This is a genomic window from Pseudomonas triticifolii (assembly GCF_014358015.1).
In the GTDB taxonomy this organism is placed as follows: domain Bacteria; phylum Pseudomonadota; class Gammaproteobacteria; order Pseudomonadales; family Pseudomonadaceae; genus Aquipseudomonas; species Aquipseudomonas triticifolii.
Window position 1 is genome coordinate 1 of sequence record NZ_JACONV010000011.1, and the last position, 20090, is coordinate 20090.

The 20090-nt window shown below is 58.6% G+C and carries 14 protein-coding genes and 1 pseudogene; 3 read left to right on the plus strand and 12 right to left on the minus strand.

Going from position 1 to position 20090, the window contains the following annotated elements:
• Positions 1-54: 54 nt before the first annotated feature.
• The gene (locus H8S56_RS15320) at positions 55-993 is read right to left on the minus strand and encodes an iron-sulfur-binding ferredoxin reductase (protein ID WP_187519098.1); all 939 of its coding nucleotides are present in this window, start codon (positions 991-993) and stop codon (positions 55-57) included.
• Positions 994-1172: 179 nt separating this feature from the next.
• On the opposite strand from H8S56_RS15320, the gene H8S56_RS15325 reads away from it, so the two are divergent.
• Positions 1173-2696 (plus strand): fumarate hydratase, encoded by a 1524-nt coding sequence (locus H8S56_RS15325; protein WP_024688723.1) that lies wholly within the window; start codon positions 1173-1175, stop codon positions 2694-2696.
• A 132-nt stretch (positions 2697-2828) separates the two neighbouring features.
• Here H8S56_RS15325 and H8S56_RS15330 read toward each other — a convergent pair whose 3' ends face one another.
• Positions 2829-3455, minus strand: a complete 627-nt coding sequence (locus H8S56_RS15330) for an FMN-dependent NADH-azoreductase (protein ID WP_187519099.1) — start codon at positions 3453-3455, stop codon at positions 2829-2831.
• A gap of 260 nt (positions 3456-3715) precedes the next feature.
• On the opposite strand from H8S56_RS15330, the gene H8S56_RS15335 reads away from it, so the two are divergent.
• Entirely contained in the window at positions 3716-4180 is a 465-nt protein-coding gene (locus H8S56_RS15335) for a DUF3429 domain-containing protein (protein ID WP_024688725.1), read from the plus strand.
• Between the two features lie 343 nt (positions 4181-4523).
• Here the strand turns inward: H8S56_RS15335 and H8S56_RS24935 are convergent, their stop codons facing one another.
• The 7 genes and pseudogenes from H8S56_RS24935 to H8S56_RS15370 all read right to left on the minus strand — a co-directional run bounded on the left by H8S56_RS24935 (position 4524) and on the right by H8S56_RS15370 (position 13973).
• Positions 4524-4961 (minus strand): methyl-accepting chemotaxis protein, encoded by a 438-nt coding sequence (locus tag H8S56_RS24935; RefSeq protein WP_408003821.1) that lies wholly within the window; start codon positions 4959-4961, stop codon positions 4524-4526.
• A gap of 108 nt (positions 4962-5069) precedes the next feature.
• A pseudogene (locus H8S56_RS24940) lies at positions 5070-5843 on the minus strand (PAS domain-containing protein); the annotation flags it as partial.
• Positions 5844-6634: 791 nt separating this feature from the next.
• Complete coding sequence (locus H8S56_RS15350; RefSeq protein ID WP_187519101.1) at positions 6635-9100, minus strand: mechanosensitive ion channel family protein; 2466 nt, start codon at positions 9098-9100, stop codon at positions 6635-6637.
• Between the two features lie 628 nt (positions 9101-9728).
• Complete coding sequence (locus H8S56_RS15355) at positions 9729-10889, minus strand: DegT/DnrJ/EryC1/StrS family aminotransferase (RefSeq protein ID WP_187519102.1); 1161 nt, start codon at positions 10887-10889, stop codon at positions 9729-9731.
• Complete coding sequence (locus H8S56_RS15360; protein WP_187519103.1) at positions 10886-11734, minus strand: BKACE family enzyme; 849 nt, start codon at positions 11732-11734, stop codon at positions 10886-10888. The genes H8S56_RS15355 and H8S56_RS15360 overlap by 4 nt, the downstream gene beginning before the upstream one ends.
• The gene (locus H8S56_RS15365; RefSeq protein ID WP_187519104.1) at positions 11735-12430 is read right to left on the minus strand and encodes an acetyltransferase; all 696 of its coding nucleotides are present in this window, start codon (positions 12428-12430) and stop codon (positions 11735-11737) included.
• Positions 12423-13973, minus strand: coding sequence for a glycosyltransferase family protein (locus H8S56_RS15370; RefSeq protein WP_187519105.1), 1551 nt, complete (start codon positions 13971-13973; stop codon positions 12423-12425). Before H8S56_RS15370 ends, H8S56_RS15365 begins: the two co-directional genes overlap by 8 nt.
• Positions 13974-14729: 756 nt before the next feature.
• Here H8S56_RS15370 and H8S56_RS15375 point away from each other — a divergent pair.
• Positions 14730-16973 carry a DUF4214 domain-containing protein gene (locus tag H8S56_RS15375; protein WP_187519106.1) on the plus strand — a complete coding sequence of 748 codons (2244 nt, stop codon included), beginning with the start codon at positions 14730-14732 and terminating at the stop codon, positions 16971-16973.
• A 312-nt stretch (positions 16974-17285) separates the two neighbouring features.
• On the opposite strand, the gene H8S56_RS15380 is transcribed toward H8S56_RS15375, so the two are convergent.
• The 3 genes from H8S56_RS15380 to H8S56_RS15390 are packed head-to-tail and all read right to left on the minus strand — an operon-like array spanning position 17286 to position 20068.
• The gene (locus tag H8S56_RS15380; protein WP_187519107.1) at positions 17286-18146 is read right to left on the minus strand and encodes an SMP-30/gluconolactonase/LRE family protein; all 861 of its coding nucleotides are present in this window, start codon (positions 18144-18146) and stop codon (positions 17286-17288) included.
• Positions 18147-18185: 39 nt separating this feature from the next.
• Positions 18186-18659, minus strand: coding sequence for a DMT family transporter (locus H8S56_RS15385; protein ID WP_187519108.1), 474 nt, complete (start codon positions 18657-18659; stop codon positions 18186-18188).
• 11 nt (positions 18660-18670) lie between these two features.
• Complete coding sequence (locus H8S56_RS15390; protein ID WP_187519109.1) at positions 18671-20068, minus strand: amidohydrolase family protein; 1398 nt, start codon at positions 20066-20068, stop codon at positions 18671-18673.
• Between the last annotated feature and the right edge of the window lie 22 nt (positions 20069-20090).

The window sequence follows — 20090 nt, forward strand, 5'->3', positions numbered from 1 at the left end:
CACAGTCCAGAGTCTGTCAGCGGACCGTGTGTTTACCGCTAGCTCCGCGTCACATCACTCCCGCCGAACGAACACATCCGCCAACAGTTGATTGCGCGGCAGCCCTGTTAGATAAAGCCGTTTGGCAAACACCTCGACACTTTCGGAACTGCCACACACGAGCGCCATCGCGTGGCGCGACAGCATGCGCAGGTCGGCCAGAGCATCCTGAAGCGTCTCCTGCGTAATGAGCTGAACCTGTAACAGCGGGTGAAGCGCTGCCAATGCCTGCAGCTCAGTCGCCAGATAGTGTTCCTGCGCGTCATGGGCCAGATGAATCAAGCGAATGGCGCCCTGATGCTCCTGCCGCAATGCCTCACGCAGGATGCCCCACAACGGCCCGAGCCCGGTGCCCGCCGCCAGCAGCAGCAAAGGCTTGTCCTGCCAGTCCGGGTCATAACGCAGCGCCCCGCCGCGCAGCTCGCCGAGCCTCAACTCATCGCCGACCTGCAACAGGCGTGCATGGTCGCAGAAAGCGCCAGGCCGTCGGCAATCCAGATGAAACTCCAGAAAACCGTCATCCCCAGGCAAGCTCGCCAGTGAGTAAGGCCGTGCCACGCCCTGCCCGGTCCACAGCACCTGATGCTGACCCGCGCGATATCGCAGCGGCTTGCCCGGCTCAAGCCGCAAACGCAGCACCGTCGGGCTCAGCCAGTCGCAGCTCTGCACTGTTGCCGGCAAGCCGTCCAGCAAAGGATCGAAGACTTCGACGGTGAGGTCCTGCACGACTTTGCACTGACACGCCAGCCGCCATCCCTGCTGACGCTTTTCAGCAGGCAGTGCCTCGGGCAGTGCGTCCAGTGGGTCGCCCTTCACACAGCGCACCAGACACGCGTGACAACTGCCCGCCCGGCAACTGTAAGGCACACGAACGCCTGCCTGGTTCAGGGCATCGAGCAGATTACTGGCTTCGGCGACCGACCACTGGCGATCACCGACGTGCAAATGCGGCATCAAGACGCCCCGTGCAGAAAATAACGGCGATTGTACAGACTGGCCTGTCGGGCGGGTTATACTGCCGCGCCTTTTTGCGCCCGCTACGGCTACCCTGACAGCTCTGGTTCAAGCCGCAGTCCTGGACTGTCGCCGATAGCGTAATTGAATGTTCCCGTCCTTACAGAGGAGCGCGCCGCATGACCGTGATCAAGCAAGACGACCTGATTCAGAGCGTTGCAGACGCACTGCAATTCATTTCCTACTACCACCCCGTGGATTTCATCCAGGCCATGCACGAGGCGTATCTGCGTGAAGAGTCGCCTGCGGCCCGCGACTCCATCGCCCAGATTCTGATCAACTCGCGCATGTGCGCGACCGGTCATCGCCCGATCTGCCAGGACACCGGCATCGTCACCGTTTTCGTGCGCGTCGGCATGGATGTACGTTGGGACGGCGCCACCATGGGCCTGGACGACATGATCAACGAAGGCGTGCGTCGCGCCTACAACCTGCCTGAAAACGTGCTGCGCGCCTCGATCCTGGCCGACCCGGCCGGTGCTCGCAAGAACACCAAGGACAACACTCCAGCGGTCATCCACTACTCCATCGTCCCGGGCAACACCGTGGAAGTGGACGTGGCGGCCAAAGGCGGCGGTTCGGAAAACAAATCCAAGATGGCGATGCTCAACCCGTCCGACTCGATCGTCGACTGGGTCCTGAAAACCGTTCCGACCATGGGCGCAGGCTGGTGCCCACCGGGCATGCTCGGCATCGGCATTGGCGGTACTGCCGAGAAGGCAGCGGTCATGGCCAAGGAAGTGTTGATGGAGTCCATCGACATTCATGAACTCAAGGCCCGCGGCCCGCAGAACCGCATCGAAGAAATGCGCCTGGAGCTGTTCGAGAAGGTCAACCAACTGGGTATCGGCGCTCAGGGCCTGGGCGGTTTGACCACCGTGCTCGACGTCAAGATCATGGACTACCCGACCCACGCGGCTTCGCTGCCGGTGTGCATGATCCCCAACTGCGCCGCCACCCGCCACGCGCACTTCGTGCTCGACGGCACCGGCCCGGCCTCGCTGGAAGCACCGCCGCTGGACGCCTACCCGGAAATCGTGTGGGAAGCTGGCCCATCGGCGCGCCGCGTCAACCTCGATACCCTGACTCCAGAAGAAGTGCAGAGCTGGAAGCCGGGCGAAACGGTGCTGCTGAACGGCAAGATGCTCACCGGCCGCGACGCTGCGCACAAGCGCATGGTCGAAATGCTCAACAAGGGCGAAACCCTGCCGGTCGACCTCAAGGGTCGCTTCATCTACTACGTCGGTCCGGTTGATCCAGTGCGCGAAGAAGTCGTTGGCCCGGCAGGCCCGACCACTGCCACGCGCATGGACAAATTCACCCGTCAGATCCTCGACCAGACCGGCCTGCTGGGCATGATCGGCAAATCCGAGCGCGGCCCAACAGCCATCGAAGCCATTCGTGACCACAAAGCCGTCTACCTGATGGCCGTCGGCGGTGCTGCGTACCTCGTCGCTCAGGCGATCAAGAAATCCAGGGTCGTCGCCTTCGCCGAACTGGGCATGGAAGCGATCTACGAGTTCGAGGTCAAGGACATGCCGGTGACCGTTGCGGTCGACAGCAACGGCGAGTCGGTTCACATCACAGGCCCCGCGATCTGGCAGAAGAAGATCAGCGACAGCCTGGCGGTGGAAGTGCAGTAAGCACTGACGCACGTGTCAGGCCCGTAGTCATAGGGCCTGACAGCTGGCTGATGCGCAATTTTTGCCTCAGCCCCGGCATGCGCAGGTCACGAAAATTCAGGCCCCAGCGCTCGGGCCCAGATCACTAACCCTTCATTTCAGTTTGGCGGCAAGCGCTGACGCTTTGGCCAGCGCCGCCGTGAAATTGGCCTCTGCCGTCGCCGGATCCGCGAGGGTCGCTTCCGACACCACCGCGTCGATGGCCGGGATACCGACCATACGGGCCCAGGTTTTGAGATACGCGACCTGGTGATCGAAGTCCTCCGTGGGGAAGTCCTCTCCAAGCGCCACCCCACGCGAAGCGAACACCACCACCTGCTTGCCTTTGAGCAGACCGCGCATGCCCTGGGCGTCGAAATCGAACAGCACCCCGCGCTGCGACACGGCGTCGATCAAGTGCTTCAGGCGATATGGAATCCCGAAGTTCCACATCGGCACACTGAAGACGATGACATCGGCGCGGTGAAAGCGCTCGCCCAGTGCGTGGATCTGCTTCCAAACCGCCTGTTGTTCGGCGCTCATTTGCAGACCTTGCAGGTCCGCGTACTTGGCATTCAGGGCCGGGCCATCGAAGGGCAGCAGATCTGTCGTCCATACGTCCAGTACATCCACCGAGACTTCGGCATGAAGCGAGCTCAGGGTCTGGAGATAGCGTGCGGCCAGTTTGAGAGAAGCAGAGCGCTCCCCGCGTGGAGAGCTGGCGATGTGAAGGATATGCATTGAATTCGTTCCTGTGGGATTGGCCGTAAAGCGATTCAATTTAGTCCATCAGGCGGATGCTGATGTTCCTTGTATATAGAAGGGTTGGGGGGTGGCGGCTTGTGGCCATTTTCAGCCGATCGCAACAACCAGAACTCGACCCGACGCGGCCGGTCAATCAAGGGATGGAATGAACAACTGTTCAAGTGAACATACATTGGCATCAAGTCGGATGCGTTTGGGTTTATAGTCTCGTCTCTCGGACATGGGAATAAATTGAAATGAATGTGTCGTCTTCGACCTCTCCGCCAAGGTATGTCGCCCTGCTGGGCTATGGCGGTTTGCTGCCGTTTATGGGGCTCGCGCTGCTCATCCTTACTTCTCCAGAATATCGACCGCTTTGGGCTGCGGCGCTGGTCAACTATGGCGCGGTAATTCTGAGTTTCATCGGTGCCTTGCACTGGGGCTTCGCCATGTCAGTACAAGACATGAGTGCCAAACTGCGCCGCGACCGTTTTATATGGAGCGTGATCCCGGCTCTTGTTGCCTGGCTCAGCACGTTACTGCCCATGCCACTGGGTTGTTCGCTATTGATCGTCGGGTTCGTTGTCCACTTCTGGCAAGACAGGCAGTTGGTCAGGGTTGTGAGCCTGCACGCCTGGTACCTGCCAATGCGATTGCGCCTGACGACGGTGGCTAGCGTTTGCCTGCTTATTGGCGCGATTACTGTAGCCATGTATTCGTGACATCAAATCGCGCAGCAGGAAATGTTCATGGGTAAGTTCAAAGCTTTCACAATGGCCCCGCGGAGCATCAACATGGCTGGACCATTGTGAGGCAAGACAGTAGTTGCAACTGACCTCGTCGTCGCGCATCAGCCAGCAGTCATTTCAAAGTCACAGAGCAAAATCGGCAGTTAACCTTTTATGCAGGACTCACACGACGTCTCAATCAACGCGCCTCCATCCTCCTGTTGCAACGCTGGGCTGCGCCTCTATCGTTATTACACGGTAAGGTGCCCCCCACACCAGGCTATGGTGTAGGGACCGGTTGAACATAAGCGGCGTGACTCGCCGTCAGCGCTCAGCCTCAGGATTTAGCGGTCAGCTCGGTAGCAAAACTCTCCACAGCTCTAAGCACTTTCTGCGCGCCTTCTTGAATCTCGACAATTACAGTTCCAGCTTCACGTGCCAGGCCAAGGCCCTCCTCCGCCTGACTTCTACCGCTTTCGACAACCTGAACAGCCTTTGACGCCAGTAGCTGGTTCTCCTGAACAACGCCGGCGATTTCAGCGGTGGCATGCGTGGTTCTAGAGGCCAGCTGCCGCACCTCATCGGCGACTACCGCAAACCCCCGTCCTTGCTCACCCGCTCGCGCAGCTTCGATCGCGGCATTGAGCGCTAGAAGATTGGTTTGTTCAGCAATTCCAGTGATCGTTTTGATGATCGCGCTGATGACGTGACTTTGCTGGTCGAGCGCCGCAATGCCTGCAGTAGCCTCCTGCATTCGACTAGCGATGCCGTCCATCACCGTGACGGTTTGCTGAACGACTCGGGCTCCTTGCTGAGCCGTATGATCCGTATGAATAGACGTGGTATAGGCGATGTTAGCTGCTTGGGAGATAGCCTCTTCACGCTCCACCTGTTCAGTGACCAGGGTTGCAAACTTGACGACCTTCGCTAGCCGTCCGTAAGAGTCGATAACGGGATTGTAGGACGCTTCAAGCCAGACAAGATTACCGCGACTATCGAGTCGTTTGAAACGCGCAGCCACAAACTCGCCGTGACGTAACTTCTCCCAAAAAGCCTGGTAATCGGGAGAGCTTGACTCCTCTGACGTGCAGAACATCTTGTGGTGTTTACCCTGAATATCCTCGAGACGGTAACCCATGGCGGAGAGAAAACGTTCATTCGCCGTAATGACTTTTCCGTCCAGAGAGAACTCGATAACAGCGCTTGAACGTAATAAAGCTTGAATGAAGCTTTCTTGTTCCGATGCCCGCTCCACCTGCGGGGTGACGTCATGAAAATACTGTACGAATCCTTCCAAAACGCCTGCAGGACTCTTCAGGGGGATGGACACAGTTTCTAACCACGCTTCAGTGCCGGCCCTGTTCTTAAGGCGCACCATACCTTCGAATGGCTGACCCGCCGCATTGGCTTCCCGGATCGGTTTATGGAAATCCTGGCCTACATGGTCCGGAACGAATTCACGCAGGTGATGACCTATGATCATCTCTTCCTGATACCCCATGCCAGATAAGAAGCGTTCATTAACCCGCGTAACAATTCCTGATGGGTCAATGTGGACCACCATTCTTGCGCGGTCCAAACCTTGAACAATGTGCTCGAGCGCCTCCAGCCTCACCTTAAGTAACCCGAGTTCTTTACTGCTTTTATTCCAGAGCATTTGGTTTCTCCTTATCTGCTCAGGTCAAGCGTAGAGCATGCCCAGAAACCCAGTGGGCAATTTTTAGCAGTAGGCTGAGCCGACGCTCGGCGATGGATACCCGTTGTAGAGGATGGGTATTGCATACAGGAATCCAGCGACTCATTTGCACGCTGGAATAAAGTACAAGTCCCATGATGGGCCCGTGCGATGGTCATGCCCACGGGACCAGGCTCGACCGCTGAATCGGGAGCGCAGGCATTGGCGCTGGCGCATTCGGGCCCGACCCAGGGGCTAAGGGATGGTTACCTGTACACATCAATCCGCCAAGGTTCCTGGATCACGGTCGCAGCGATACCCCGCGCTGAGGAGTTGAGTATTCTTCTCTGGCATTCGCTATACATGCTACCGCTCGGTGCATTACTCGCTGGAGCATCGGTATCGGGTATCGGGTATCGTTCGAATATAGACACGACGCCTATCACCGGTGGCTGCACTTGAGCGCGTGGTGAAGTTTCGTGAGTTTATTACGAACTACCGGCCAATTGTTGAGCTTGAGCACGGGCGATGTGTGGGGCAGAAGCTCTGGTGTGGCTGAAGGCGTTGAGGAAAAAGAGCAATTGGCCTATTTGCGCTCCCACCACATCAGATACGCACAAGGTTGGCTTTTCGCCAAAGCGACGAGCGCTGAAGCATTCCTCGCTTATCTGGGCACTGACCTACAGGATATTGCGCAAGCAGACGCGTAAGAGGTTGATGCTCGCCTGTTCAGTATTTATCGCCTGCGCCGCGTGCGAGGGTTCCGTCCCCTGTCAGGATGAGGGGGAAAACGGCTGTTCCGCCTGCACAGTGTGCAAGTTCACATCAAGACGTTTGCAGGGCACCGATATTCCTGCCTGCTGGAGAGCGTCCAGCACCCGGGTAAGTATCTCGCCGCGCAGCTTTCCCCAGCTGCTGATATCGTGTGTCCATGCACTTATCGTGAAGTTCAGGGCGCCGTCACCATAGCCGGTAAATACGACCACAGGAGCAGGCTGCTCAGCCAACCCCGGTGTTGTATTCAAGACACGACTCAACACGGATGTGACGTTGAACGGATCAGAACCGTGCGCAACGCCTATGGGAATTTCAATGCGCCGGCTTTTGTCATACATGGTCCAGTTGGTAAGGTTGCCATTGAGCAGCAGGCCGTTAGGCACAACCACATCGGCGCCATCTGATGTGCGAATGGTCGTCGCGCGTAAGCCAATCTCGCGAACAGTGCCTGATGTTCCAGCCGCATCCACCAGATCGCCAGGCTGAATTGGCCGTTCAAACATAAGCACCAGGCCAGACACGAAATTGCTCACCAGGTTCTGGAGGCCGAACCCGATCCCCACACCCAGCGCACCGAATATCAGCGTCAGTTGACTGACCTTGAACCCTGCCGCAGAGAGCGCCACAAGCAAGCCGAGCAGCAGCACGCCGTAATAGCTGAGCGACGCGATGCTGTTGCCCACTCCCCGCGGCAATCCAGCGTGATGTGGCAACTCTGCACGAAGCAGTCGTCTTACGGTGCGGGCCGCCCAAAAGGCAAGCCATGCAGACAGCAGGAACACCAGCACATGACCGATATTTACGGACACCTCACCGACATCTATACCAAACTCCATGACTGTGCTGCCCACGCTATACAGTGGCCGCAGCACGCGGAACCGATCCATGCTGTAGACAAGCCAACCGATTGCAGCACCCAGCATCATCAGGCGAGTAAATCCTGATTGTAGAGCGACTTCCTGATTCCGGACGTAATGACGATTCGCGAGTTCCGGTTGCCCTAATAGCGCCTGGAACAGCCCCACGCCTGCAGAGAGACCTGCGTAGAGTAACAACGCCATGTAACCACTATCGATTACGCCACTGGTTAATGTCTCAGCCAATGAGGTGTTACCCAGGATGTTGGCGCCTAGCGCTACGCTCAGCAAGGCCACCGCTACCCAGCCTATTGGGCGCATGACTCGCTGCAATCGGCTGTCGGGCTTCTGGATTGCAGGTATTGCGCGACAAAGCAGCCAGAGTGTCATCACCAGCGCAAGGCTGTTGACCACAAGAAGATAAATCCGATAAATCCCGCCATTGTCGGCTGCCAAGATGCCCAACCGATCCAGTGCATACATCGCAATTGCTATATAGGGCCACACGCCTAGAGCGCGTAACGCCCCGCTGGGTAGCAACCGAAGAACCGGCACCAGAGCCACCAGTAGTGCAACTTCCTGTGCCAGTAGCGGTGCATCAGGCTCCAGCACCAGCACCAGCACGGCAAGCATGCACAGAAGCAGCCAGGTTGAGAAAGGACGACGTAATGCGCGTGTAAGCTTTTCCGGCTTGTCCTTGAGACGTCGCGTGTGTCGGCTGCGCACAACCAGCCACAAAATCAGCGGCAGGAGCAGTATTTGCACCAGCGTCAGAACCACCTGATTGCGGGTGCCAGCTGAGTGGTAGTCGCGAGCGAATTGCCCTTCGATCTCCAAGCCTCGCCACATGGCATCCCATGTCGAAGCCTGATCCAAGCTCGAGCCAAGGCCCTGCCAAAGAGGCGCTACGTCGATACGCAGCAATCGGCGATCCAGATTATCAAGTGCCAAAGCCACCTCGTTGCTACCTGTTTCGATAGTGGCTTTAAGTTCGCTTGCTTGCTGCATGAGTGCAAATTGCCGGGAAAGCTCCACACCCAAAGCAGCCTCAGTAGAATCAATCTGGGTCAGCATGCTGGTAATGCGAGCGGAAAGAACAGATGGCAGACTGTCGAGCAATCCTGCTGCCTGGGTCGACGTCCAAACAGCCCGGCGCTGAGCCAATTGCAGAGCGCTGTCAGAGTAAGGGGCAAACGCTCGGCGCGCCTGTAAATCCCAGCGCTCCAGACGGCGAGCATCGAACTCCCAATGTCGAGCCAAACTCTCAATTCGCATGACTGGCAACTCACCAAACATGACACTGTGGGCCGTGTTCTGTTTGGCATAAGCAGGACGAGCGATATCGTCGAGCGCGCGACTCAAGTGGTCTACTGGGTCCGGCGAAGTCAGTAGCCGCTTTGCCCTGTCCACGCGCTGCTGATCTTCGTCAGCGCGATTAAGAATATCCGTCATTGCAATCGGCAAGCTTTTTGTCGAGGGCGCGTTCGGTGGCGTCGCACTTGCGGATAACGTATCGGCATTGGCAAAAGGCGCGAAGCACAGGAGTGCTGCCACCATCCATCGCCAAACTGCATAAAACAAAGCTGGGTTTTGCACCATGCGCATTGATTGAGTCGTCCGTCCGTAAACTGTTCAGTGGCTGCGTAGTCGCCAAGAGTACAGATATAGAGATCACGACTACAAAACTAGCTCATAAGCGCCACGCCTGCGCTTGAGAAAGAACATTAAACCCAGACGTTCAGGAGGCTCCGCAGGTGCAAGGGTAACGGCGGTCACGCCTGCTCAAAACTACGCGTAGAGCATTACCCTGGATGAGAGTAATTTGCCGAGCGCTTTCGATTGTTCCCCTGCATGACAAACCTGAAACGCTCGAAGGACATCGCTCAGGCGACCGCTCTTGGCCGATTTCTGCCGTCCGTGATGGTCAGTAATCGGCCTGAAGCACGGCTCAGCGGTGTCTTTTTAAAGCCGTAGTATTCGTCTCCAGACGGATCTCGGTTTAGGACATGGAAACGTTTACGAAACGGTGGACGGTTCAGAACGACGCGACAGGCATGACCTGACTATTCAGTTCAGTTGCCCAGCGAATCTTTCTGCAGGAAGTCCCGCAGCAACAATCACCTCGGCTTTTATCAGTGCTCCATCGAAAGCGGACTGCGACACCAGGTTTTGATCCGCGCTATGGCGAAACGGCGGCAAGCCTGGTCTGTGATGAACAGGCGCACAGTGCGGGTCAGGCATGGCACAGGATGGCCGTCACGGCATTGATGACCCGTTGCACTTGGGCATCGCTCAATGCAGGGCTCAACGGCAGGCTGACGGTGCGCTGACCAATAGCGCTGGCGTGGGGCGTGTCATCGGGTCGCCAGCCCAAATGATCCTGGTAGTAAGGGTGCGCGGGCAGCGCCAAATAGTGCACGCCGACCCCGATCCCGACGGCGGTCATCCGCCTGATAAAGACGTCACGGCTGACGGGGCTGTGGGTGGAATCGATCTGCAACGTGAACAAGTGATAGGCGTGGCGTACGTAGCCGGGTGGCTCAGCGGGCAGAATAACCGGCAAATCCGCTAACGCTTCGCGGTAGCGATTCCAGATGGTTTTCCGACGCTCCCAGCCACCGTTGACCCGCGCAAGCTGGTGCACGCCAATCGCCGCTTGCATATCCATCATGTTGTATTTGAAACCGGCCTCGACCACTTGGTAGTGCTCGTAGCCCTCATCCGAGAAGCGTTTCCAGGCATCGCGGGTCATGCCGTGCAAGGCCAACATCCGCATGCGCCGAGCCTGTGCGATGTCGCGGGACAGCACCATGCCTCCCTCGCCGGTGGTGACATTTTTGGTGGCATAGAAACTGAAACAGCCAAAATCGCCCAGCGTGCCCGTAGCCCTTCCGCGATAGGTGGCTTCCACGGCATGCGCGCAGTCCTCGATCACGCTTAAACGATTGTCGCGAGCGATCGCAAGGATCTCGTCCATGGCACAAGGCAGCCCGGCGAAGTGCACCGGCATCAGCGCTTTGGTGCGCGGGGTGATGCGCGCGGCAATGGCAGACGGGTCGATGTTCATGGTCTGCGGGTCCACGTCCACCAGCACCGGGGTGGCGCCAGTGTGCAAAATGGCGTTGGCGGTTGCGCAGAACGTCAGTGGGGTGGTCAAGACCTCGTCACCTGGACCGATTCCTGCTGCCAGCAGGCTGAGGTGCAACGCTGCCGTGCATGAATTGACCGCCACAGCCTGCTCGGCATCCATCCCTTTGAACGCAGCGAAGCGCTCTTCGAATTCCTTCACCTTGGGGCCAGTGCCCAGCCAGCCGGAACGCATCGTCGTGATGACATCGAGGATCTCCTCCTCGCCGATGTCAGGTGCGCCAAAAACGATGAAATCCTGGCTCATGAAGCCATCCCCAAACGATCTCTGATTGCAGTTGTGGGCAACAGCTGGCGCTCCAGCAGATGCGCTTGGGTGATGACCCGCTCGATCAGTCGTGTGTTGCTGGCCAGAACCGTCCGTTGCTGGTCGAACCAGAGATTGTCTTCAAGCCCCACGCGCACGCCATCGGCGGCAAGCAGGCCAAGCCCGTTGGCGGCCAGTTGAAAGCGGCCAAGTCCGGCCACACCGACGATGCAGTCGTGGGGCAAGGCCGCCAGAATTGCCGCTAGTTGTAGAAGATCCGCTTGCGCACCGGCGACGTTGCCCAACAGCACATTGACGTACAGCGGTGGCTTGAGCAGGCCTTCTTTGAGCAGCACAGCGGCGAAATTGGCCATGCCTGCGTCGAACACTTCAAGCTCCGGCTTGATGCCGTTTGCCGCCATGCGCTCTGCGAGTTGGCGGATGGTATCCGGGGCGTTGACGCTGGCCGACTGCGCGAAGTTGAGCGAACTCAAGGTTAGGCTGGCCATGTCTGGTTTGGCCAAGCCGTCCAGTTCCAGCACACGCGAGCGCGACTGGAAATCTGCGTCCTGACGCCCGCTGGTGGTAACCCCGACGATCAATTCCCGACCGCCCGGCAAGGCTCGAATGGCCTCCACCAAACGGCCGTACGGCGCGGGGTCCGCAGTCTGTATGCCCGCATTGTCACGAGCGTGCAGGTGCACCATCTGCACGCCCAGCGCCAAGGCTTGGGCGACATCGGCCAGGATTTCTTCATGATGTAATGGCACGTGGCTGTTCATAGCCTTGGTCGGCATTACGCCAGTGCACGCCAGATTGATGAAATACGGCTTGCCGACCTGCATTCAGCCTCCGCACGCTTGCAGCGCGGTCTTGGACGCTTTTCGCGCCGGGTTGCCGACGTACAGGCCGTCGGCGTCGGTGTCTTTGAGCACAACCGCCCCGGCACCGACGAAGGTGCGTTCGGCGATGCGAATGCGATCGCGTAATACGGCGCCGACGCCGATGAAAGCCTGCTCACCGACCTGCCCTTCACCGCCCATGGCGACCTCGGCGGCCACGAAAGCGTGATCGGCAACCTGGCAGTGGTGGGAAATGTGCGCGCCACTGCGGATGATGCAATTGCTGCCAATGCGCGCGAACGGCTGGATGATCGCGTGTTCGTAAATCAACACGTTTTCGCCAATGTTCAGGTCTGGCCAGACACTGGCGCGGCTGGACACGTAGCTGACAAAATCGTAGCCCCTGCGCTTTGCCGCCTCGAAACGTTCACGACGCACGCCGTTGATCTGTTGGTAGCCCATGGGAATCAGCAGACGGTAATCGCTGGGAGGGTAGTACGCTTCCAGATGTTCGAAGGAAACCAGCGGCAGGCCTTCAAACGTAGGGCTGGTGATGTAGGCCTGGTCCACGGTAAAGGCTGCGACTTGCCACGGGGTGTCGTGGCATAGGCAGTACCAGGCCAGGCTCGCGGAGCGCAGGTTGCCGAACACCACCACCGGACGGGTATCGTCCAGCGCATTCTGATAAAAGTTACTCACAGGTCAGCCCTCGACGTTGCTGGAAGGAATTACTCGCCGCGTAGCAGGCGTCGATTAAACCTTGAGTGGCGGCGTCACTTGAAAAATCCAGGCGCTCGAAGAAACGCTCTTTGAGCGCGGCACCGGCCTGGCTGCGCACCTCGGGTCGGGCGATCCAGTCTTCCAGCGTGGCAAAGTACTGATCGATGCCTTGCGCTGCAAATGGCCCCAGTTTGTCCCCGGCATCACCGTCGCACAGCGCCGCCACTGCCACGCCTTGCTCCATGGCCATTGCCACAGCGCCGCCACCGCCCACCCGCGGCGGGTTCACAAAGATATCGCTCGCTGCCAGCCAGGCCTGCACCTGGGCTTGCGGGCCGACGCGGTAGATCCTGGCATGGCGCGGCAAGCTGTGCATGGCAACGTTGTCGCCAACACCGACCAGCAGCCAGTGCGTATCGGGGTGACGATCAACCAGCGCAAGCATGCGCGTTTGCCACTCAGCGGTCAGTTCGACTTCGAGGCGATAACCGACAGAAATCAGCACAGTCGCGCCCGCGGGCAGGTTCAGCGAGGTAAGAGGCACCGCAGCAGCTTGCCCTACCGGCCAGAAACGATAGGTGAACGGGTACGCAACAGGTGCCGGCAAGCCTTGCCAGCATGCCGCATCGGCTTGGGGATCAGCGCATAGCCAGCAGTCGACCGGTGCCAGCGGAGGCAGAGCGTGCACTGACAGGCCCAGCACCGGGTAGCGCTCATAGAGGCTGTGCACGAGGGGCGATATAAACCCGACAAACAGCACCACATCCGGGGCAAATGCGTCGATGGCATCCGACACCGATTGCAAGCGCCCGTGCAGTGATAAATCCGGGTTGGGCAAAGTGATCGGCGCCTCGCCTGTACGTTTGAGCTGCAAGGTCTGCGGCTGCGCGATGACCGGGACCACGTATTCGCTACCGCCGAGGTAGCTGCCGATCGCCGGTATAGCGTTTTCCTGGGCGGTGAAGGTATGAATGTCGACAGATGCCTGGGCCAGTGCGCTCATCACATTAAGGGTGAACAGCGTACCACCGTGGTTGGGGTTGGCGATGTGCGGGGTATAGAGCGCAATGCGCAGGCGTCGGGTGCCATTGCGTCCCATGGACATGGCGGGAGCAAGGCGTTGCGGTGCGGACAGTTGTGCGCAGATGAGAGTTTGTAGGCGCAGTACATCGACATTACGCAAACGCTCGATCATCTGAGTACGGTCGGTCGCTCGCGCCAAAGCGTTGTGCCAAGCCAGCCCCAGCAAGCTCATCAACGCATCGGCTGGCCAGCTCGCGTCAGCTTGCGCGCCTTGCCGAGCATACCAGAGCGGGTCTTTGGTCAAATCGGCAAGCACCGAACACCGCAACCACTCCGCCTGGCCAGGAGCCACTTCAAGGGCCGTAATGCGCTGTACCATCTGCACCCGCGCATCGCCTGACAACTCACCGACGTATTTGCACAACCGTTGCCACAGCAGGGATGAATGCGCAGCACGCTTGACGGTTTCCAATGCATCCAGTGCCAACGTCAGTTCCATGGTGCCTAAAGCCTTAGTGCCGCGAAGGAAAGGTGCAGACGACGCAGTGTACAAGGCTGCCCCGGCGAACTTTCAAGTCTTTTCAAACGGCCAATCCTGGCGCTTGAAAATAGTGGCGGCAGAACAAACCAATCTGCAAGCCAATTAACTATCAATACGAGTTCACTGACGTCTCAATCGAGCATTCCGCCGCGACTTCAGGGAGTATCAGCCTATGCCTGCTTCTGAGTATCTTGACCAGGTCCAACCATCCATATTTCCTGGCTGGGCCGTCCGGCTGATCCATCCCGTCTGGCCTATTGGGCCGACTTCATCAACTCAAACGGCGCGCTAGCGGGTCGGCAGTTTTATCAATGCACACCAACCATACCAGCAAACCGACCGGCCAAACCCTGCTGAATACCTGCCTGGATGCGGCCACCCTTGGCGACGGCTGCGCGCATTGTCCAGAACACCTCGGCCAGCATAACCCTCGCGATAAGGCGACAGCCTGATCAAATTATCAAGGCTGATCAATCTGACCAAAACAGCCACCACCCGCGAGATAGTGGCCTCGAGCCAGCTCGCAAGCCTTGTAACAACGGACCTGCCCGTCACTGAGCTGGGTAAATGGAGGAGCCGCTGCGCTCAATAGCGCCGGTTTTCATGGCCCAGAGCCTGATATAAATTATTTTGCAAACAGGATATTTCTCGAATCTCATGCTAGAAGTAGCGTATCAATCGAGCATTCCGCGACGTTGTGATGGAGTCTTAACGATGGCTGCTTCAGCGTATTTTGATCAGATTCAACAAATCTACCTTGCTTACCTCGGACGTCCTGCTGACCCCGACGGCCTGGACTACTGGGCAAGCCAGGTAGATGCCGAAGGCGGCAGCCTCGCCGGGGTCATCGGCGGCTTTTCGGCGTCGGCAGAATCCTCTGCGCTATATGGTCAACTGACCACTGATCAGGTAATCACCGCCATCTACGTCAACCTGTTCAATCGTCAACCTGACGCTGCAGGTCTGGCCTACTGGAAGCAACAACTGGACGGCGGCGAAGTACCCCAAGCGCAAGCCGCGCAGGCCATATTGCTTGGCGCCTTGACGAGCGACGTCACGTCGGTGGCCAACAAGCTGACAGTCGCCAAAGCCTTTACGGCGCAGGTCGATACCTCCACAGAGCTCAGCGGCTACGGTGGCAGCGCCTCCCTGGATTACGCCCGCTCGTTCCTTAAAACCGTTGGCGCAGATGCCGCTTCATTGCAAGCGGCGACCATCAGCCTGAGCACCGCCGTGGCCATCGCGACCGGCACCCAGACCACGCCAAGCGGCCAAACCTTCACACTGACTGCCGGCGTCGACACCATCAGCGGCACGGCCTCGGCTGACACCATTCGCTCCACGCTGAATGGCGCCTTTTCCTCCGGTGACTCGATCAATGGCGGCGGTGGCAACGACACGCTGCTGGTGACTGGCGCGTCGCAGATAGTGACCTCAGGCATCACCGTCACCAATGTCGAGACAGCCTCTCTCACCACCGGCGGTACGCTGACCGTCGATACGACCACCTGGACCGGCCTGACCCAGCTGACGACCTCCAGCCAAGGCTACGCCACCGTGACAGCGGGCAGCAGCACGGTGATCAATGCCACTGTGGAGAACATGGCCAATACGAGCCTGACGTTCCAGGGTGGATCGGATGTGACCGTCAACGCCCGTGGATCAAGTGGCGCACAAATTTCAATAGGCAACGTTATCGCCCCGACGGGTGCCGTAGACGTCACCCACATCGCTACCGATGCGATTACGATGGGTACGATCAGTGTGGCTGGTGGCACCACTGTCCATGTGACCCAGGGCGCTGAAAACGCAGTCAACACCACCGCCCGCCTTGGCAGCGTCTACGTGCAGGGCAGCGCCGATACCACCTCGGTGATCGTCGACAACGCCGCTGCCGTCACAGCCACCGCGCTCGTCGCAGGTATCACCAAGGCAGACGTGCGGATCAGCGATGACTCATATGGGGCCAATACTCCGGGCACGATCACGAACATCACGATTAACAACTACACGAGTGCCAGTATTAACGACAACGCCTTGACCAACCTGACCCTCAAGGGCGGTTCAGGCAACATCATCATTGATAACAGCGGACTGAACACCCCGACCAACACCACCCTCAACCTGTCCATCAACGGCCTCACCGGCGGCACGCTGGACGACGCCGACATCTACCAGACGCTGAACATCACCACCACGGGCACAGCGTCCACGCTGGCCAATAACACCTTTGGCGGCCTTCAAACTCTGACGCTCAACGGCACTCAGGTATTGACCCTGAACTCCACGGCGGGCTTGTCGGCCATTGAAGACGTGACAGTGAGCGGCGCAGCAGGGCTGACTGCCAGCTTCAACTCTTCGACGCTGTCAACGATCGACGCAAGCTCGACCAGCGGCAATATGACCATTGGCATCAACGGCACCACAGGACCTATCGACTACAAAGGCGGCTCAGGTGTCGACACGCTCACCATCGCCAGTGTTTCAGGGACGTTCAGCACTGGGGTGGGCAATGACATTATCAACGTGGGGGCTATCAACGGTCCGCTGACCATTGACGTTGGCACAGGTACCGACCGGATCAACCTGACCGCTGCGTCCACCTCAGCAACGGTATTTGCCAAAGTCACCGGGCTGGGTAATGGCGACATTATCAGCTTCGCCGGGGCGTTGGGCGGCGCAGCGGCGGCTTCAACACAGACGAGTTTGTCCGGGCCAGTGACGACGCAAGCCTCCCTCCAGGAGTATCTGGATGCCGCTACGGCTGGGGATGGCAGCGCGAACACAGTACTCAGTTGGTTCCAGTTCGGAACTAATACTTACATCGTCCAAGACACCTCGGCCAGCACCACCTTCTCGGCAGGTCATGACAGCGTGATCGAATTGACGGGGCAGCAAACGCTAACCGGGGCTTCCATTGCCAGTGGTGTTGTGACGCTACCCACCTTGCCGGCATAACTCCTGTAGCAGCATCGGCGTATTGAGATAACCGGAATCGCCGACAGAAAGAAAAAACCGCTGCTCAAACAGGCAGCGGTTTTTTTATGTCTCGCCCAAAACATGTGTGCTGCTCACCGGCGAACCGATGTACTCCAACGGCTAACTCAGTAATCAGACAACACCGCGCAGTCCGACTGGCAGGAGCAGCCGCTCAGCGGTGTCTTTTTAAAGCCGTAGTATTCGTCTCCAGACGGATCTCGGTTTAGGACATGGAAACGTTTACGAAACGGTGGACGGTTCAGAACGACGCGACAGGCATGACCTGACTATTCAGTTCATCTGCCCAGCGAATCTTTCTTCAGGAAGCCCCGCACCAACAATCACCTCGGCTTTTATCAGTGCGCCATCGCTGTCTGACGGTGTGTCCAGCCCTGCCCGTGCGCTGGTGCAGTAAAGCGTTTTATAACCCGGTCCCGCTAACACCGGACAAGTGGTCTGGACACATGGGGATTCGATGAGGCTGTCAACTTTTCCGTCATGCGCATAACGCACCACTCTGGAGCCGCCCCACTCCGCATTCCAGAGAAACCCTTGTGCATCAATACAAGAACCGTCTGGAGCACCCTGACCGTTGATTGTCGTGAACACACGCTTGTTTTCCAGCGATGGGTAATCGCAGCAGAAAATGCACCCCTGCAGGGAGTCCGCGTAGTACATGGTTGAGCCGTCCGGGCTGAAACAGAGGCTGTTCGGGATCGCCACTTCGGCAATGTCCAGCGTTTCAGTCTTGAGCGTCTCGGCATTGAGCCGGTGAAATCGTCCTATAGTTTGCACCGGCTCACCGGCATCCATGGTGCTGAACACAAAGTTGCCCATACGGTCGCAGCGGCCATCATTGATCCGGGTTCCGGGTACTCCAGGTGTGACTGTAATGTTGGTGAAGCGACCGGTACTCAAGTTGTAATAACCCAGGCAGGAGGCCAGCCCCAACAGCAATACGTCTTTGTCTGCTGTGAGGGCAAACGACCCCAGCGGCTCCGGCACTCGCCAGCGCCGTACTTCACCGCTCACAGGGTCCAGAGCAAGCAGTTCGCAACCCGGGATATCGGTCCAGAAGAGGCGTTGCGTTCGTTCACACCAGACAGGGCATTCTCCAAGAAGACTGGTGGTGTCGGTCAGGGTGTTAAACATGGTTGCGTCCTACGAAACAGGATGGGTTAAACAAGGCAGTCAGTTGGAGAAAAGTGCTGACCCTCTATCTCCGAACAGAGCGATGCCCAGGCCTGCGAGCATCACCACCGCCCCGGCCAACTTGACGAGAGACACCGGCCTTTCCGATGCCCCCATCAATCCGAAATGATCGATAACCAGTGAAGAAATAATCTGCCCTGCGATAGCGAGGCCCAGCAGGGCTGACAGACCGATTTTTGGCGCAAGCACCACATAACTAAGCAAGGCACCGGCACCCAGCAGACCGCCCAGCAGGCTCCACCAGGGCTGCGCAGGTATAGCCGCCAGTGAGGCCACTATCCCGCCGCGCATCAATGAAAAGGCGCCCAGGCATACCGCACCGACAGTAAATGAGAACAGCGCCGCCGCTACGGAATCCCCACCCACACCTTTAGCAAGTTGACCGTTGAGCGTGGTCTGCAGGGTTATGCCAAGCCCCGCGGCGATGGCCAGCAGGTAGAAGGCTACGTTCATCTCGCGCCTCCTTACCTGGCTGACTCAAGCGGCATGAATGTCTCGGCAAAAATATCCGGCTGGTAGCCTGCGGCAGCAAACAGATGCTCACGGGATTCGTCGATTGCTGCGCGCAGCCTGTCGCTGTCCACGCCCAGCACCTTGCCGCCGCGCTTGACGATGCGCCCGCCAATCATGACCGTGTGGACATTGCTGCGTTCGGCCGCGTGTACAACGGTGCCGAAGGCGTTGCCTGACGGGTAGAGATTGATGTCCTGCGCGTTGATAAGGATCAGGTCGGCCTGTTTGCCGGGGGCCAGGCTGCCGACTTTGTCCTGCAATCCGGCACAGGTGGCGCCGTCGAGAGTGGCGGCTTTGAGCAGGCCATGAGCGGGCAGTGTCACCGGATGATGTTCTGCGCCGCAGCAGCGCTGCTGGTGCATGCCCATGACGCGCTGCAGGTAAAACGCCACCCGCATCTCCATGAACATGTCACCGCTGTAGGAGGTTTCGTTATCGACACTTAGCCCCGGGCTGATGCCGTGACGCTGGGCCGACTGCATGGCGAACATTCCATCTTCAATGCCGTAGTGGGCATCTGAACGCGGGCATACGTTAACCCGCACGCCAGCCTCGCGAAGGATTTTCCAGCCAGCGTCCGGCAGCGCGGTGCAGTGGTTGAAGATGTTATCGGAGCGCAGCAGGCCCTCGCGATGCAAACCCTCCAACTCAGCTGCCATGTCCCCGCCAAAAAATTCGGTAATGATCGGCAGCCCCAGACGCCGGGCTTCAGCCCACAGCTCAGGTTCCAGCTGCGCCATCACCGCCAGCGAGAGCAGCGGGTTGTCACCGTTTTGGAAATATTTTTCCTGCAGTCGCTCCAGGTTGCCCGGCCAGTGGGCTTTGTCCCACTCACCGGAAACTGGCGCACCGGAGGCGTGTACAGACCGGATACCAGCATCGAGCAGCGCCTCGACCGCGGCGTCGGAGTGCGCGCCGGTGCGGCTGTTGTGCGAGTTATCGACCACGGTGGTGATGCCTGCATCGATGCAGCCCAATGCAGTCAGCAGATTGCCGATATACATGTCAGCCGGGCGATAGTATTTGGCGAACGAGAAGTGCGTTGCGTTGCAGTAGTCTTCCAGGGTTTCGGCATTCGGATTGATTCGACGCAGTTGGCCCTCCCAGGAGTGACGATGCGTATCGACCATGCCGGGCATGGCAATCATGCCGGATGCCTCGATAACAACAGCGTCGCCAGCCTCGATGTTTTCACCTATGGCCGTGATGGTGCTGCCTTCGATAAGGATATCGCCGCGCGCCAGATTGCCGATATCACCGTCCATGCTCAGCACAGTGGCGCCGCGGATAAGGGTGCGGGCGGCCGGAGCGGCGGGGGCCTGCACGATGCTGCGGTTATATTCAGCCATTTTCTGTACACCTCTTCACATT